At 33.9% G+C, this 15,590-nt stretch carries 12 protein-coding genes, 1 other RNA gene and 11 pseudogenes; 7 read left to right on the plus strand and 17 right to left on the minus strand.

Features of this window, described 5'->3' with window-relative positions:
• The first annotated feature begins 263 nt into the window (after positions 1 to 263).
• Together QW060_RS28805 and QW060_RS25770 are read left to right on the plus strand one after the other, a co-directional pair.
• Positions 264 to 371, plus strand: a complete 108-nt coding sequence (locus QW060_RS28805) for a hypothetical protein (protein WP_397386144.1) — start codon at positions 264 to 266, stop codon at positions 369 to 371.
• Positions 371 to 793: pseudogene (locus QW060_RS25770) on the plus strand (hypothetical protein). The gene QW060_RS28805 and the pseudogene QW060_RS25770 overlap by 1 nt, the downstream one beginning before the upstream one ends.
• Positions 794 to 1,125: 332 nt before the next feature.
• Here QW060_RS25770 and QW060_RS25775 read toward each other — a convergent pair.
• Positions 1,126 to 1,335, minus strand: a pseudogene (locus tag QW060_RS25775) (Sir2 family NAD-dependent protein deacetylase); the annotation flags it as partial.
• A gap of 56 nt (positions 1,336 to 1,391) precedes the next feature.
• On the opposite strand from QW060_RS25775, the pseudogene QW060_RS25780 reads away from it, so the two are divergent.
• A pseudogene (locus tag QW060_RS25780) lies at positions 1,392 to 2,071 on the plus strand (TrmH family RNA methyltransferase).
• Position 2,072: 1 nt separating this feature from the next.
• Here QW060_RS25780 and QW060_RS25785 read toward each other — a convergent pair.
• From QW060_RS25785 to murQ, 9 genes and pseudogenes are all read right to left on the minus strand, one after another.
• A complete protein-coding gene (locus QW060_RS25785; protein ID WP_317623268.1) occupies positions 2,073 to 2,360 on the minus strand; it encodes a DUF4130 domain-containing protein in 288 nt (95 codons plus the stop codon).
• Positions 2,361 to 2,391: 31 nt separating this feature from the next.
• Entirely contained in the window at positions 2,392 to 2,583 is a 192-nt protein-coding gene (locus tag QW060_RS25790) for a hypothetical protein (RefSeq protein ID WP_290365488.1), read from the minus strand.
• A gap of 70 nt (positions 2,584 to 2,653) precedes the next feature.
• The gene (locus QW060_RS25795; protein WP_290365489.1) at positions 2,654 to 2,830 is read right to left on the minus strand and encodes a hypothetical protein; all 177 of its coding nucleotides are present in this window, start codon (positions 2,828 to 2,830) and stop codon (positions 2,654 to 2,656) included.
• Positions 2,830 to 4,086: pseudogene (locus QW060_RS25800) on the minus strand (putative DNA modification/repair radical SAM protein). The gene QW060_RS25795 and the pseudogene QW060_RS25800 overlap by 1 nt, the downstream one beginning before the upstream one ends.
• 75 nt (positions 4,087 to 4,161) lie before the next feature.
• The gene (locus QW060_RS25805; protein ID WP_290365490.1) at positions 4,162 to 4,548 is read right to left on the minus strand and encodes a hypothetical protein; all 387 of its coding nucleotides are present in this window, start codon (positions 4,546 to 4,548) and stop codon (positions 4,162 to 4,164) included.
• Between the two features lie 59 nt (positions 4,549 to 4,607).
• Positions 4,608 to 5,386, minus strand: a pseudogene (locus QW060_RS25810) (TerC family protein).
• Positions 5,387 to 5,396: 10 nt separating this feature from the next.
• Positions 5,397 to 5,767, minus strand: a pseudogene (locus QW060_RS25815) (DNA topoisomerase IV).
• Positions 5,667 to 5,987, minus strand: a complete 321-nt coding sequence (locus QW060_RS25820) for a DUF6095 family protein (protein ID WP_397386145.1) — start codon at positions 5,985 to 5,987, stop codon at positions 5,667 to 5,669. Before QW060_RS25820 ends, QW060_RS25815 begins: the two are co-directional and overlap by 101 nt.
• 9 nt (positions 5,988 to 5,996) lie before the next feature.
• Positions 5,997 to 6,763 (minus strand): annotated as a pseudogene (gene murQ / locus QW060_RS25825) (N-acetylmuramic acid 6-phosphate etherase).
• Between the two features lie 149 nt (positions 6,764 to 6,912).
• Here murQ and rnpB point away from each other — a divergent pair.
• An RNA gene (gene rnpB / locus QW060_RS25830) (RNase P RNA component class A) lies at positions 6,913 to 7,222 on the plus strand.
• Here the strand turns inward: rnpB and QW060_RS25835 are convergent.
• From QW060_RS25835 to QW060_RS25855, 4 genes and pseudogenes are all read right to left on the minus strand, one after another.
• A pseudogene (locus QW060_RS25835) lies at positions 7,221 to 7,785 on the minus strand (RsmD family RNA methyltransferase). The gene rnpB and the pseudogene QW060_RS25835 sit on opposite strands and share 2 nt — an antisense overlap.
• A pseudogene (locus tag QW060_RS28810) lies at positions 7,782 to 8,377 on the minus strand (DUF3822 family protein). The pseudogenes QW060_RS25835 and QW060_RS28810 overlap by 4 nt, the downstream one beginning before the upstream one ends.
• A gap of 28 nt (positions 8,378 to 8,405) precedes the next feature.
• Complete coding sequence (locus tag QW060_RS25850) at positions 8,406 to 8,570, minus strand: hypothetical protein (protein WP_290365493.1); 165 nt, start codon at positions 8,568 to 8,570, stop codon at positions 8,406 to 8,408.
• Positions 8,571 to 8,629: 59 nt separating this feature from the next.
• Complete coding sequence (locus tag QW060_RS25855) at positions 8,630 to 10,492, minus strand: M4 family metallopeptidase (RefSeq protein WP_290365494.1); 1,863 nt, start codon at positions 10,490 to 10,492, stop codon at positions 8,630 to 8,632.
• 565 nt (positions 10,493 to 11,057) lie between these two features.
• On the opposite strand from QW060_RS25855, the pseudogene QW060_RS25860 reads away from it, so the two are divergent.
• Positions 11,058 to 12,482: pseudogene (locus QW060_RS25860) on the plus strand (ATP-dependent DNA helicase).
• Between the two features lie 11 nt (positions 12,483 to 12,493).
• Positions 12,494 to 13,214, plus strand: a pseudogene (kdsB, locus tag QW060_RS25865) (3-deoxy-manno-octulosonate cytidylyltransferase).
• Between the two features lie 38 nt (positions 13,215 to 13,252).
• Here kdsB and QW060_RS25870 read toward each other — a convergent pair.
• Positions 13,253 to 13,777, minus strand: coding sequence for a baeRF3 domain-containing protein (locus QW060_RS25870; protein ID WP_290365499.1), 525 nt, complete (start codon positions 13,775 to 13,777; stop codon positions 13,253 to 13,255).
• Between the two features lie 14 nt (positions 13,778 to 13,791).
• Positions 13,792 to 14,274 carry a hypothetical protein gene (locus tag QW060_RS25875; RefSeq protein ID WP_290365495.1) on the minus strand — a complete coding sequence of 161 codons (483 nt, stop codon included), beginning with the start codon at positions 14,272 to 14,274 and terminating at the stop codon, positions 13,792 to 13,794.
• 499 nt (positions 14,275 to 14,773) lie between these two features.
• On the opposite strand from QW060_RS25875, the gene QW060_RS25880 reads away from it, so the two are divergent.
• Positions 14,774 to 15,229, plus strand: a complete 456-nt coding sequence (locus QW060_RS25880) for a DUF892 family protein (RefSeq protein WP_290365500.1) — start codon at positions 14,774 to 14,776, stop codon at positions 15,227 to 15,229.
• Between the two features lie 16 nt (positions 15,230 to 15,245).
• On the opposite strand, the gene QW060_RS25885 is transcribed toward QW060_RS25880, so the two are convergent.
• A complete protein-coding gene (locus tag QW060_RS25885) occupies positions 15,246 to 15,401 on the minus strand; it encodes a hypothetical protein (RefSeq protein WP_290365496.1) in 156 nt (51 codons plus the stop codon).
• Between the last annotated feature and the right edge of the window lie 189 nt (positions 15,402 to 15,590).

Genomic DNA, 15,590 nt, shown 5'->3' on the forward strand with positions numbered 1-15,590 from the left:
CGTCTTGCATTTGTTTTCGTTTTATGTTAAAATGAAACACAATATACGTTTTTATAGCCTGTTTTTAAATACAAATATTTAAAGCTGTTGTTAAATATAACCAAAAGCAATTATCCGTTTCAGTACAGCATCTGATCTTCTTGCATTTTACAATTCATATTTTTGCCTTACTTTGCTGAAATTTGATGTATGCGTATTGATATTATTACTGTTTTGCCTGAATTAATACAAAGTCCTTTTCAGCTTCTATACTAAAAAGAGCAATTGCAAAGGGACTTGTAGAAGTTCATTTTCATAATCTGAGAGATTACAGCACCAATAAACACAAAAATGTAGATGATTATCAGTCGGGGGTGGTGCAGGTATGGTAATGAGTATAGAACCCATTGATAAATGCATAACACAACTCAAAAGTGAACGCACATACGATGAAATTATATACATGACACCTGATGGCGATACACTGAACCAGCAAATGGCCAACAGCATGTCTCTTCTTAAAAATATCATCATCTTATGCGGACATTATAAAGGGTTGATCAAAGAGTACGCGATCATTTTATTACAAAAGAAATTTCTATTGGTGATTATGTCTTATCCGGTGGTGTGACTCGGAGCTGCGATACTCTGCGACACCATTATCCGATTGATACCCGGAGTACTGAGTAATGAAACATCTGCCCTGACAGATAGTTTTCAGGACAATTTACTCGCACCGCCCATTTATACGCGACCAGCCGAATATAAGGGATGGAAAGTTCCTGATATTCTCTTAAGCGGTAATTTTCCCTGAAATAGAAAAATGGAGAGAGCAAAAAGCGTATGACCATACCAAAACAAGACGTCCTGATTTACTGGATGAGTAAAAGTTTATCCTTAGATAAGCTTTTATTTTTTTACAATTTCTGACATTAATTAAAGCGATTAAATCAATTTAAGTCCTCGTTTATCATTTATTTTTTTTAGTATCTTTATGACCATTACTATTATTAAACCATCAAACTTATGACTCTGATTAAAAAAGCATCCTTTGGTATTCTATTATTTTAGTACAACTACTGAGCTATAATGCAAAAGCTCAGGAAGGGCAAAACAGCCTTTTATGGAAAATTTCCGGAAATGGTCCTTGTGAGCAGTATTAGGTTGGACTTCCTGTAACTGTTTTCTCCGTAAGTTATAAAAATCTAATACAAGCTTCGGGTTTCTCGCAAAACCCTCAGGAGTGGCAACTTCTGTTATATCATGTCCTTCCCATAATCCGTCTGAATCTCTGAATGTTTTAATACCGCTTTCTGCACTTATGCCGGCACCGGACAACACAACCAATTTTTTCATTATTTTTCTTTTTTTGTAAGTAATAGTATCTTTGCATAATAATAATTACGCCTTACATGAATCCTAATATACCTTCCCATCTTTTTAAAGATATTAATTATTTGAATTATTTGGAAAATATTCTTACCGAGAATCGTAAAAATAATTTCTTACAGGTTTTGCAAAACAGAACCAAACATTTTACCATTGCAGTAGAAGATATCTTTCAGTTGCACAATACCAGCGCTGTGATGCGCAGTTGTGAGGTCTTCGGAATACAGGAATTACATGTGATTGAACAAAAATATGGAAAAACAATTGATAAAGAGATTGCATTAGGAGCTGAGAAATGGGTAGATATTCACAGGTATAATTCTAATCAGTCCTGTGTAGATGAACTAAGAAAAAAAGGCTATCAGATTGTAGCTACAACTCCTCATACCGATGCACATTTTTTAGAAGATTTGATATTACCAAACCTTCTGCTTTGTTTTTTGGAACGGAACGCTTAGGGTTATCAGAAGATATTATGAAGCAGGCAGATACTTTTATAAAAATTCCGATGGTAGGATTTACGGAAAGTCTTAATATATCAGTGTCAGCTGCTATCATCATTCAGGATCTTACAAATCGTTTGAGACGTTCAGATATTGCATGGCAATTATCAGAAGAGGAAAAAATTGAAAAAAGAATAGACTGGGCACGAAAATCTATAAAGGATATTGATTTTATTACGGATCGCTATATAAACCGTTGAGTTATTGTTTTTCATTTAAATATTTCCAATACCGTTTTGGTACATGTTGGATGTGCAATTTCATGTTTTTACGTTCTGTAATATTGGTACTTTTAAAATAATCTTTCCAGAGTTGATCAAAAAGGGATTCTTTTTCATCAGCTACTTCCAATGCTGGTAGAAGACTGTTGATCTCCTGTGGCATAAGCTCAATTTCATGTACCTGAATACCGTCATAAAAGATTCCGTATTTTCTTTGTTCGTCATATATAAGCCATTGCTGATCTGCATAACGGTTTTTTAAAATGATGCTGAATTAGAGGAGTACATTAAAATCAGGTTTATAACAGTATAAAATAGTCCGTTTTGGGCTTTTTTAAAACGGATAAAAGCTTCCATCCGATGTTCTCACGCGATACATTTTTAGCAATTTTTGAAACGCCCATAACATCAAAATTTCCATAGTCTCCAGAGATATCGGTTTTGGCTGTAAAAGCATAAACAGCCGCATTGAAAATGTGTTGAAAAGCCACAGGTTTTCAGATAAGTACGCTTTGTATAAGCTATTTATGAATGTTTTGTTCAATTGTTTGTTTAAGCCTTTTAAAACCCGCTTTGCTTTTTCTTCATCTCTGAAAAAATAGTACTGCTTTCATCAAAAGCAGACGGTTGATGATAGATTGAAGATACAATTTCTACTTGTGAGTCTTTCATTTCAAACCGTTCAAAAATACAGCACATAAGACCTGTAAAACTTCCGTCAAAAACGTAAATCTTCATTAAAATAAAAGGCTTAACTGATCAGGATTATTTTTCAGGTATTTGGACTGGCTTTTTTCAAGAATCCTTTTTTTAATATACATAGGCTCCGGATCGTTTAGCTGAAACCTGCTGTCAGAACAGCGCATAAAATATTTTGCCCGGTTAAAGGCTACTCCTAAATTTTTGAGTTGATATTCATGTATTCTTCCAAATTGGCGTGCCTGAACTATCTTCTTAGCTGATTTAACGCCGATTCCTGGAATTCTTAAAATCATTTTATAATCAGCGGTATTAATATCTACAGGAAAATACTGCGGATTTCGTAATGCCCAGCTCAGTTTGGGATCTACCTGTATGTCGAGATTCGGATTTTCATCATTTAGGATTTCCTGAACTTCAAAACCGTAAAAGCGCATGAGCCAATCTGTCTGATACAGCCTGTTTTCACGTAATAATGGTGGCTGTGTACCGATAACAGGCATACGGCTATCTTCTGATATCGGGATGTATCCGGAGTAATAAACCCTTTTGAGTTGAAATTCTTTGTAATAATTACGGGCAGTATACATGATGTCTTTATCGGATTCATCTGAAGCTCCGATTACCATTTGTGTACTCTGACCTGCAGGAACAAATTTGGGTGTGCTTTTTATGATACTGCGTTCGTTATTAAATTTTACAAGGTTATCTCTGACTACACCTAAATCTCTTTTTACTTCTTCATGTGATTTTTCGGTGCGAGCAGCTTCAGGCCTGTTTCAGTAGGCATTTCTAAATTAATGCTCATTCTGTCAGCATACAGACCGGCTTCTTTTATCAGTTCTTCACTTGCTCCGGAATTGTTTTTAAATGGATATACCCATTGTAGCGCTGCTCAAGACGAAGCTTTTTAGCAATCCTTACCATACGCTCCATAGTATAATCTGCATTTTAAAAATACCGGAACTTAAAAATAAACCTTCTATATAATTTCTGCGATAAAAGTTCATGGTTAATTCTACAACTTCATCTACTGTAAAAGCTGCTCTTTGTACATCATTACTTCTGCGTGAAACACAAAAAGCACAGTCAAAAATGCATACATTGGTCAAAAGTATTTTAAGCAGAGAAACGCATCTGCCATCCTCAGTATAGGTATGACAAATTCCTGCACCGGTATCTCCAACACCGTCTTTAGTATTTTTTCGGTTGCTTCCGCTTGATGAGCAGGAAACATCATATTTTGCCGCATCGGCAAGTATTTTTAATTTCTCTCTTATTCTTTCTGACATAATTCCTTGACAATTAGAGCTAAAAAAAGTAGTCTTTAAAGAAGACTACTTTCTGTAAAGATATTTATTTTTTCGGTATTAATTTGACATGTTGTGTCCTTTTTGGTCATCATCTACAAAAGACTGTACCATTCTTACCACATTTCTCAACAATGTTTCTTTGTTTTTTGCATAGTCTTGTTGGTACAATGACATTTTATTGGCCAATGTTGAAGAATCGTCTGTTAATTGCTTATCACCAATATTAATTCTGATACCAAAAACAGCATTATCCGGTACATCTTTAAATACAGATGTAAGATTACCTCTCCAGTCAAAATCTTTCAGATCGTTAAAACGATCCGCATTAATTGTCATCACCACTGTTCTCACAGTATCAACAATTTCAATTTCAGATTTTACTTCCTGCGCCTGTAGGCTTGAAAAGCCAAGAACTGCAAAAAAACATAGTACAAATTTTTTCATAATTAAATTTTTTAATGTTCTATTAAAGTTACGAATTTCTCTGTAAAAAAGAATGTGTTTTAGTTGCTTTTTTTCCGCATTTTCATATTTAAAAACTCTACCGCCAATGAAAATGCAATGGCAAAATAGAGATACCCTTAGGTACAGCTCCTACTTTCTGTCCTGCTAATTCAGCCCCGGAGAGATGCATACTTTCTGTAGTAAGCATAAACCCGATCAGGATAAGAAAAGAAAGTGCAAGAATTTGTATGGAAGGATTTTTATTTACAAAGTTTCCTACAGGAACCGCAAATAGCATCATAACTCCAACCGATATGATTACAGCAGCAATCATGATATAAAGAGCTCCTTCAATACCATTGGTCATACCTACGGCAGTAAGAATACTGTCTACAGAAAAAATCAAATCAATCAATAAGATTTGCATGATGATGGAGCTAAATGATTTTACCGCTGTCTTTTTAGCATTGGTAGATTCTGTAACATGGTCAATATGGTTGACTTTTTCATGAATTTCTTTGGTGGATTTATAAATCAGAAAAATTCCTCCGGCAAGTAATATTATTGCTTGTCCATTGAAATCAGCTTTAAACCAGCTCCAGTCAACACTAAACCAGGGCGCTTTCATAGCAATAAGGAATGAAATTCCGAATAACATGGCAATTCTCATAAACATGGCCAGGAATAAACCTATTCTGGTTGCTTTTTTTTCTTGTTCTTCGGGTAATTTTCCTGTAACAATAGAAATGAAAATGATATTGTCTATTCCTAAAATAATTTCAAGAAAGGTGAGAGTCAAAAATGCAATCAGAGCATCAGCCGTTAATAAAGCTTCCATAGGTCAGATATTAGTCAATTTTTTTGATAGTGCCTTTTTGTTTGTTTACATCGCCTACAATGCCATACTCAAAGGTATACTCATTGTCTTTAGTGGTCAATATTCTCATAGAAACTCCTTTTTGCTCTGCACGGTTTTTCGGATGTAATTTTTGTAATACATATTCGCAATCATTTACCCATCGTATAGAAGCCGTGTCTGTTTTTCCATTATAGGTTTCTATCTCAATATTTTCTTTCTGATAAAAGTTGAAGTATGTTTTACACCTTCAATCTCCTGTTCAAAAACAAAAGTACCGGTTCTGAAATCCTGACATTTTTTTTCCTGATTGTAACAGGAAACCAATACTATAGCTACAGGTAATAGTAAAAACTTTTTCATTATTTATTCGTATTAGGGTCGTAAAAAATCCACTTACCATAGTAGTAAGTCCTTTAAAGAAAAAGAACATGGAAAACAAACAAATCAGAATTCCTAAAATTAATACCGGGTAGTAAAGTGGGTGTTCTGAATTCTTGAAAGAAGAATTGATGATTACCGGGCCAACAAACATTAACGGAATGGCAAAACCTATTTTTGCAGGCCTTTGAATAATTTTGATCTGTTGGTATTATTTGTTGTCATGACTGTTGTATTTATCAATGGCATTACGGACATTTCCGTATGAGGTTATTAATTGTTCTGCTGTTGTAAAATCAACTTTTAGCTCTTGTTGTACCATTTTGATGGCTCTGTTTACTAATTTTCATTAGATAGTTTCATATCTACCATTTTGTTTCCTTTTACATGACCAAGCTGAATCATGGTAGCGGTAGAAATCATATTGAGGATTAGTTTTTGTGCTGTCCCTGCTTTCATGCGTGAGCTCCCGTTACAAATTCGGGACCTACAATTACTTCAACCGGAAAATCAGCTGTAATAGCAATCGGACTCCCTGCATTACATACAATACATCCGGTAGGAATTTGTTGCTTTTTACAGAATTCAAGTCCACCCAAGACGTAAGGTGTAGTTCCGGATGCTGCTATACCGATTACAAAATCTTTGGAAGTGATATGATGGTTTTCTAAATCTGTCTGTGCTTGTGCGGTATTATCCTCTGCATTTTCCACTGCTTTTCGGATGGCCTGATCGCCACCTGCTATAAGTCCGTTTACTAAATCAAAAGGAACTCCAAAAGTAGGCGGGCATTCAGAGGCATCTACAATCCCCAGTCTACCGAAGTTCCTGCTCCTATATAAAAAAGACGTCCTCCGCTACGAAGCTGATTGATTACCTGCTCAGTAAGACGTTCGATTTGTGGAATCACTTTCTCTACAGCCAAAGGTACGGTCTGATCTTCCCGTTGATGTTTGACAATAATTCGCCTATTGTCATTTTCTCCAAACCGTCATAATAAGAAGAGGATTCTGTTGTTTTATAAAACTCATAGAAACATTAATTTGTAAACAAATTTAGTGAATTTTTGAGGTCTTTTTATATTAATTTTAGGGGCTTGATTACTTTATTTACCTAACTTTGCGCTCATAGTAGACCGCCTTATCGCTGGTTTTAGATCAGAGGAAAGTCCGGGCACCACAGAGCAGTATAGCGGTAACACCCGTCCGTCGGAAGATGAGGACAAGTGCAACAGAAAGTATGTACAGTTCGGCTGTAGTGAAACCAGGTAAACTCTATACGGTGAAATGCCATGTAAACTGATGTTTGAGAGCTGCTCGCTCAAGTCAGAGGGTAGGCAGATAGAACTCCCGGGTAATCGGGAGTGTAGATAAATGATAAGGGGAATTTTTCGTATGAATTATTTTACAGAACCCGGCTTACAGGTCTACTATTTTTATTCCTCTTCATTTGTATCTTCTTCTTCAGTAAATTCAAAAAATGAAAAAATAGAAGAACCGTATTTTCTACTGGATGAAAAATAGGGCAGATGTTCGAGTTTTGTCTGTGGTGAATGTTCTATAATCAGCATTCCTTCCTCATTTAGTAAGTCATTTTGAAAAACAAGTTCTGCAATTTTTTCAAATTGCTCCTGAGAAAAATCATACGGCGGATCGGCAAAAATAACATCATAAGAAGTTTTTGCTTTTTCAAGAAATTTATAAACATCAGATTTAACAGGGTTGATGTTCATATCAAATTCTTTAGCCGTTTGTTTGATAAAGTTGACACAGCCAAAATCAGTATCAACCGATGTAATTTCTTCTGAACCTCTGGAAGCAAATTCATAACTGATGTTTCCAGTTCCTGAAAATAGTCAAGAATAGTCAATTCTGAAAAGTTGAAATGGTGTTTAATATATTGAATAAAGATTCTTTACTCAAATCTGTTGTTGGACGTACAGGTAGTTTTTTGGGTGCAGTAATTCTGCGGCCTTTATATTTTCCGGAAATTATTCTCATGAGTTTAATAAAATAAAGTGTTTTTTGAGCTCATCTTCTGTAATGTTAAAGACACTCGCCTGTGTTTTATGATCGTATACAACAATATTTTTTATATAGGTATATGCCAAAGTGAATAATTCTGATCCGCTATCAATTTGTCCGAAAAGATGTAAAGTATGCTGATGAGTGTCGAGCTTAAGCTGTTCAAAAACAAACAGAATATAGTATATAAAATCCTGTGCAGTTTGGTATTCAAAACTATTAAAAAAGATAAACTCGTTTCCTTTCATCACAATTACTTCAAAATGATGTTCTGAAATACAACTGTAAACAGAAGAAACTCCTGAAGGGAAATCGGTTTGTAAATATATTCTAGGAAGGCTGTGTTTACATTTTTGAAAGTAAAACCTCCGAATTGGTCAATAAAAAAATTATTGAATTGTACATAAGGAATGTAAATATTCTGTAATTGATGAGAAGAAATTTCATCATAATCAAAATAATCTGTAGGAAATATCTTTACGTTATATTGTAAATAACTCCCCAGATTATCTGCGTCAAATAAAGCACTTGGGACAAATGTATTTAGGGAATTGTCATGCAAAACCAATATATCATCGTAAGAAACCTGTAGGAGCTCATTTTTGCTGAAAATAACTTCTAACTGGTTTCCAGGGTGCCAGTTGATTGAGACTGATACTTTTTAAATGAGAGATTTCATTGTTTAATTTATTCTTGATTCCAAATGAAAATTCATTTAAAGAAACTTTAATGATCAATCGATTATATAGCTGGGTATTCATGCCTAAACAATTTCAGCAAATGTACGCTTTTATTGATTAACATTAAAAAGACACATTTCTTATTTATGATAAAAGCCGGCATTAAACCGGCTTTCAGATAAGTAAATCAATCGAATAATTATTTTGATGATTAGTTTTTTAGAAAAAGATTTTCCGTTTACATTGAATTTCAGAAGGTAGATACCTGCCTGTACCTCTGATACATTGATGGTATTTTGTCCTTCTTCCAGACTAACTGAATTTCTTATTTTTTTACCTAAGATATTATAAATTTCAAAAGTAGTAGCTTCAGATAAACCGACATTTATAGTAAAGATTTTATCAATTGTTGGATTTGGATATACAGAAATGTTATTGTTGAATTCATTTTCACTTACAGCTGCACTTCTGTCACCAATACCCACTGCCCACCATGCTTCGCCTACTTGTTTTAATTCATTTGAATTAGCGCCGTATAAATCAGCAGCAGCAATTCTTGATGCATTATAAGCATCGATATATTGTGCGTTTGGAGTCAGCATATTAAGGGTTCTGTAAGCAATTTTTTCTGCTTTTTGTATGCTAATACCAGTTACATTATATTGATTATTAATATCATTGGTTCCTGAACCACCTACGCTAAGTAAATAGAACCAGTGATTTCCTACACCACTATTGATATGCACACCACCATCATCTACCGGTGAGGTTGTTGATGCCCAGTATGTTCCCTTATAGGTGTCTGGCTGTTGCAGCCCATACATTGCACTTCCTGATTTTGGAGCAGACATACTTCTCATATACCCTGGAGATGGTGTAAACACATCTTCACCTACAGTCCAGTTTGGCGATAAATTGGTGTAAAATTCAATAGCTGTTCCAAATATATCAGCAAAACTTTCATTTAATGCACCTGATTCACCCTGATAGGTCAAATCTCCATTATCACTTCTGAAATTACTAAGTGAGAAATATTCATGTCCGGCAACATCTAATCCTACTACCGGAGTCATAAAACCAGCTTCACCGCTTCCATAAACCATTCCTACAATAAAGTCCGGCTGATCGATTGCTCCTGCATTAGAATCTGTACCCATAATTGCTCCTGCATTATAGTAATTTCTTACGATAGCACCATTACCGTCAAAACTGTTTCTGTTGTGTATGTTTTTATAATAATCATACGTTTTACCCATTCCCCAATGAACCTCTACAGCCGGTCTTGCGGAAACTGAGTTAAAAGTAGTTGAAGAACTCGTGTATTCTGAAGTTCCTGTAAAGACTCCATTGTTTATTCCGTTAATGTTTGTTCCGTTTAAGGTATGAATGTTACGTCCGGTATCCTTTAATCGGTATTGTCCGTTGTAACTGTCAACTGTAATCGGCTGTGTATTTCTGTAATATGTAGTTCCTGTTCCCTGTACATCTGCGTGTTTGATTTTACTATATTCATTAATGACAGCACCAGACTGCGCGTCAATATATAATACCATACTTTTAAGTGGAAAGGCAGAAGAAAGGGTTATTTTTTTTATGAAAACCAATTGCGCATTTCCTTCTACAGGTATTTTTGCAATGACATTTTCTACAGCATTGATGGTAGCATTTTCAATACCAAAATGTCTTACTGAAGCTGCAATGGCATCTTCATCAGTAACAGAGGCAGTTGTATTTAATTCTTTAAATTGACTGATTTGTCCGTTTACTACCTGAACGATATTATTTTTTGAATGTACCAGAATGAATTCTCCATCTATTTTATGACCATCAAAAAGATGCTGATAGCTTTGATGATTAATACCTAATGCATCTGTATACTCTTTAACGAGTTCAAAAGTATGCTTAGCATCTAATGAAAACCATTCGTTGAAACTTCCTGTTAATTCGGTGGTAGGAATGGAATAGTTTTCTAACTCTGAGACAAAAGAACCGTATGTATTCAATACTACTACTTAGGTAGTTTGTTGTCTGAAATTATCTGATGTGTACTGTTGAAATTTCCGGGTAATTTGTTTGCATATAAGGTGTTGGAAAATGTAAAAATCGAAGAAGTACCCAATAAAAATGACAGTACTTCTCTGTTAAATAAAATGTTGTTTCTCTCCTTTTTCGTCTTTTAATTGAAAATGATTTCCCAAATTTAGAAAAAAGAAAGTTCAATTTGTTGTATTGAGATGTTTTAAGCATTAGTTTTACAGTACTACTCATAACTATTTTATTTAAGATTTAAATGAGTTTTTGATGTTTTTTATTTTGTATTATTTTTCTATATTGATTTTAATTGTTAAAAAAATAATTCTTATTCAATATTTTAGGAGCCATTATAGACACATTGAGTTTCAGATCAAAATAAAAAAGAGTTTAATCTATTGTTTATGAGTGTTTTATTATTTTTTATCTTAAAAAGACTTACTGTTATTTTAAAGTTTTTAAAACCTTCCACAAATCTTATTCTGATTTAAAAACATCTTATCTTTGATAACTTAATTTATTAAAAGAATTACATTGATGACTCCTTCAGAATTTTATCATTTGGTTAAAAGTAAATTCCCTTTTGAGACTACTTTGAAACAGGATATTTTCTTACAAAAGGTAGTCCAGTTTGTTACAAATGATCAGCAAGATGAAATATTTGTTTTAAAAGGATATGCAGGTACTGGTAAAACGACATTGATTTCTACTCTTATTATCAGCTTCGTCACATCAATAAAAAATATGTAATGCTGGCACCAACCGGTAGAGCTGCTAAGGTTATTGCTAACTACTCCAGTCAACCGGCATATACCATACACAAGCGTATTTATATCCTAAAAAAGATAAGAATACTGGAATGGCATTTACCATGCAAGCTAATAAATTTAAAAATACCATTTTTATCGTCGATGAAGCTTCCATGATTTCTGATGTGAGTACAGATACTAATATGTACACTAATGGTTCGTTATTGGATGATTTATTGTATTATGTCTATTCAGGACAAAATTGTAAATTGATTTTTAGTAGGAGATACGGCACAGTTACCACCCGTGCATCAGGAAGTAAGTCCGGCGCTCAATACTGATACACTTCTCTCAATTATCAGATGGAAGTTACTCATATTGAGTTGGATGAAGTAATGCGCCAGGAGTTAGATTCCGGTATCTTATATAATGCTACTGAGTTAAGAGAACTTTTAGATTCTTATTTTTTAGATACTTTTCAGTTTGATGTAAAACCATTTAATGATATCGTTCCTCTGCAGGATGGGTATGAGATACTGGACGCTATTCAGGATGCCTACAGTAACCATGGAGTAGAAGAAACGGTTTTCATAGTTCGTTCCAATAAAAGAGCCAACCAGTACAATCAGCAGATCCGCTATAAAATATTAGATAAAGAAAGTGAAATATCAGTTGGTGATATGGTTATGGTTGTAAAGAATAATTATTTTTGGCTCAAAGACAACCAGACTGTTACCGACTTTATTGCAAATGGAGATATCATGGAAATTCTACAGATTTATAAAATAGTAGAATTATACGGGTTTAGATTTGCTTCGGTAAAAGTCCGTATGATCGATTATCCGGCACTTCAGCCATTTGATACGATTGTATTTCTGAGTACTTTAGAATCGGAATCTGCTTCTCTGTCTTACGACGAAACCAATAAATTGTATCAGGAAGTATTATTGGATTATGAAGATGAGCGAACAGCTTATAAAAAAATGCAAAAAGTAAAAGAAAATGAATATTTTAACGCTTTACAGATTAAATTTGCTTATGCGGTAACCTGTCATAAATCTCAGGGGGACAGTGGAATACCGTATTTATAGAACAGCCATATTTACCAGATGGCATTTCCAAAGAATATATCCGATGGCTCTACACAGCAATGACACGTGCAAAAGAAAAATTATACCTTATTGGTTTTAAAGATAGTTTTTTTCAGGAATAATATATAGAAACATGAAAGTAATAGCAGTAATACCGGCACGATACGCATCTACGCGTTTTCCTGCTAAACTGATGCAGGATCTTGGTGGTAAAACAGTAATTTTAAGAACCTACGAGGCAGCTCTTGGCACACAATTATTTGATGATGTTTTTGTTGTCACAGATTCTGATCTTATTTTTAATGAGATCGTAAACAATGGAGGTAAAGCTGTAATGAGCATTAAAGAACATGAAAGCGGAAGTGATCGTATTGCTGAAGCCATAGAAAATATTACATGTGATATTGTGATTATTTCAGGGCGATGAGCCTTTTATAAACAAGAGTAATATAGAAAGTCTTATTAATATCTTTAATGAAGATAGAAACCATACTGTAGACTTAGCCTCTTTAATGTTTGAAATTTCAGATCAGGCCGCAATAGAAAATCCGAATAATGTAAAAGTAGTCGTAGATCAAAATAATTTTGCACTTTATTTTTCGCGTTCAGTGATACCGTATCCGAGGGATATCAATGTTGGTGTTCGTTATTTTCAACATGTAGGGGTGTATGCTTATCGAAAACAGGCACTTATTGATTTTTCAAATCTGCCGATGAAAACACTTGAAGCTTCAGAAAAACTGGAACAGCTGCGATACCTTGAATTTGGAAAACGAATCAAAATGGCGGAAACAAATCATACGAGCATAGGAATAGATACGCGTGAAGATTTGGAACAGGCCAGCTATTATTAAAACAAAAAGGTTCGATATAAATCGAACCTTTTTGGTATTTAATAACGGGTTTTGAGCGCTATGTTCCCGAGATTTTTTATTTCATCCTGACTGGTAAATATTGCTTTACCGTTTTTATTGATTACTTCCCATGCAATAGTACTTGTAATATCATCTATCACACCTGTTTCAGAGGCATTTTCTGCGAGATCAAAGGTGCGTTCATCTTTCATTTTTACAGGTTGTGTGAAATTTTGATGGACAATAAGTAAGTCTGCATTTCCATCAAGAGCAGCCTGATAAATTTCCTGAAGATCCGTCAGAACTTCACCTTTTGAAACCGCCTGATTCATTTTTTCAATAAGTTCACTGCGTTCTTTTTTCTGTAAGTCGGTAACAATCTCCCACGCTCCATGACTCAGGTCTTTCTTTGTAAAACTGTTGAAATTCAGGGAAAAATGTCCGGAGTATAAATTAGGCCGGTCGGCAACCAATTTTAAAGTATTGAAATTATCATGTGTGGTCGCAACAACACATCTGAGATTAGAAGATCCAATTTCAGCAATAACGGCTTTATCAACAATATTAAAAAACTCCTTTACAAGATGTTCATTACTGTTCGCTTTTTGTTTAAATGGATAAGGTTGTACTTTTCTTCATTAAACGGGAAATCATCTGTTTCTATTTCTCGTATGAGTACATCATTATTCGCTAAATATAAATGCACATTCTTTTGTGTAAGAAACAGAATATAGTATTCTTCTTCACGATTATAGTTTTTGATAAGAGAGCGTATGGCGAATGTCTCATCAATGAGTACCCCCTCATTCGTTACCGGCCAGTTTGATCGGATAATTTCAAGGGTATCATTGGAAATAAAAATATGAATACTTTCAATATTTTTATCGACTTCAAAACCACTTTTTACTTTCTCTAAGTTTGACAAAAGAGAAGCGATTTCTTTTTTGTTAAATTCAGATTCAAGTCTTTGTTCAGCTTCTTTTATATAGTTTTTTAATCGGATTTCATCCTGAAGATTATCAGGAATCGTTCTGTGTGTATAAAAGAAATAGTTACACATGCTTTGTTTTTCTCCTTTGCTAATTTTAATAACTGTTCTTTAATTGCCATATAATAGATTTTAAATGTTAATAAATTTTTTAAGCATTTTTAACACTTAAATATAATCATTTGAAAGTAACGATCAATTATATAACAGGCTTTTGCATTTCTTTAGCATTTAAAAAGGGTTATGCTTTACAAGCATATATTACGTGAAATGTTCTTCTTTATCAATAGCTTTGGTTGTATTGAATAAATACTTTCGAATATTCAAATGTCAATTGATAGTCAGAATGCTCTTTCAGTAATTATAAACAAATTTGATGAAGTATTTAGTCAAATTAAAACAGGCTCAAAAAGTTGCATTTCTATTGGTTAGGATTGGTTAATAGATTTTGTACCATAATACTAACGAAATAGGTGTTTATAATCGAAGAGGTAATCGGATGTTTCATTTTATTTATGAAACTTAGTTTAAAAATAGTACTGATACAGGACCGGTAAGAAATGCGGTAATCATTTCAGCGTCTCAAAAAAGTAAGCATTATGAAATTGCCTTCTTTGGTACTTTGGCTGACTTTGCAAAAACATTAGGAGAAACCAAAGTAGCCAAGCTTCTTGTGGAAACTCTGAATGAAGAAAAAGAGGCTGACGAAACTCTATCTAATCAGCTTATAATAATATCAATTTTAAAGCTTCAAAAGAAGATTAAGAAGCATTACAGAAAAAGAAAAACCGCAATCATAGCGGTATTTTTTATGATATCAATTGAGAGCTTTTTCAATTATCGACTGATTCCTTATTTCTTTTGGAGTCTTACCAGTATGCTTTTTAATAAAATGCCCAAAATTTCCTTCGTCATTAAATCCAATTCGAATGATATTTCGCCGATGCTCACCTTTGAATGTTTTAAAAGCCTGATGCTTTCTTGTAATAAACGTTCAGTTATTATTTTGTTTAGGAGTTTTACCTAAAACTTGCTCAGTCATTTCAGTTAATCTTCTGGGTGTTATATTTAAATTTATCAGCATAATACTTCACAATTTTGTGTTGTTTGTAATTGGTGTGAAGCATAACACGGAATCTGTTAACGATGTCAATATTTTCAAAGTTACCGCGAGTAGCTTCAAGACTGTTATCTCCCATATTTAAAAAGCCATCAAAATCAAAGCTTCAATAGTATTGTGTGCAATAGAATTATATAGTCCGCTATCTTTATCCTGATACAGTTCAAGTCGTTCAATAGCAAATCTTTTTATATCATGTTCGGTGTCCGGGTAGGAGATATGAAAATATCTTCTGTGAGATTGTAAAATAATTCTGAGTTAAGAAACA

It is taken from the genome of Paenimyroides ceti (assembly GCF_030409925.1).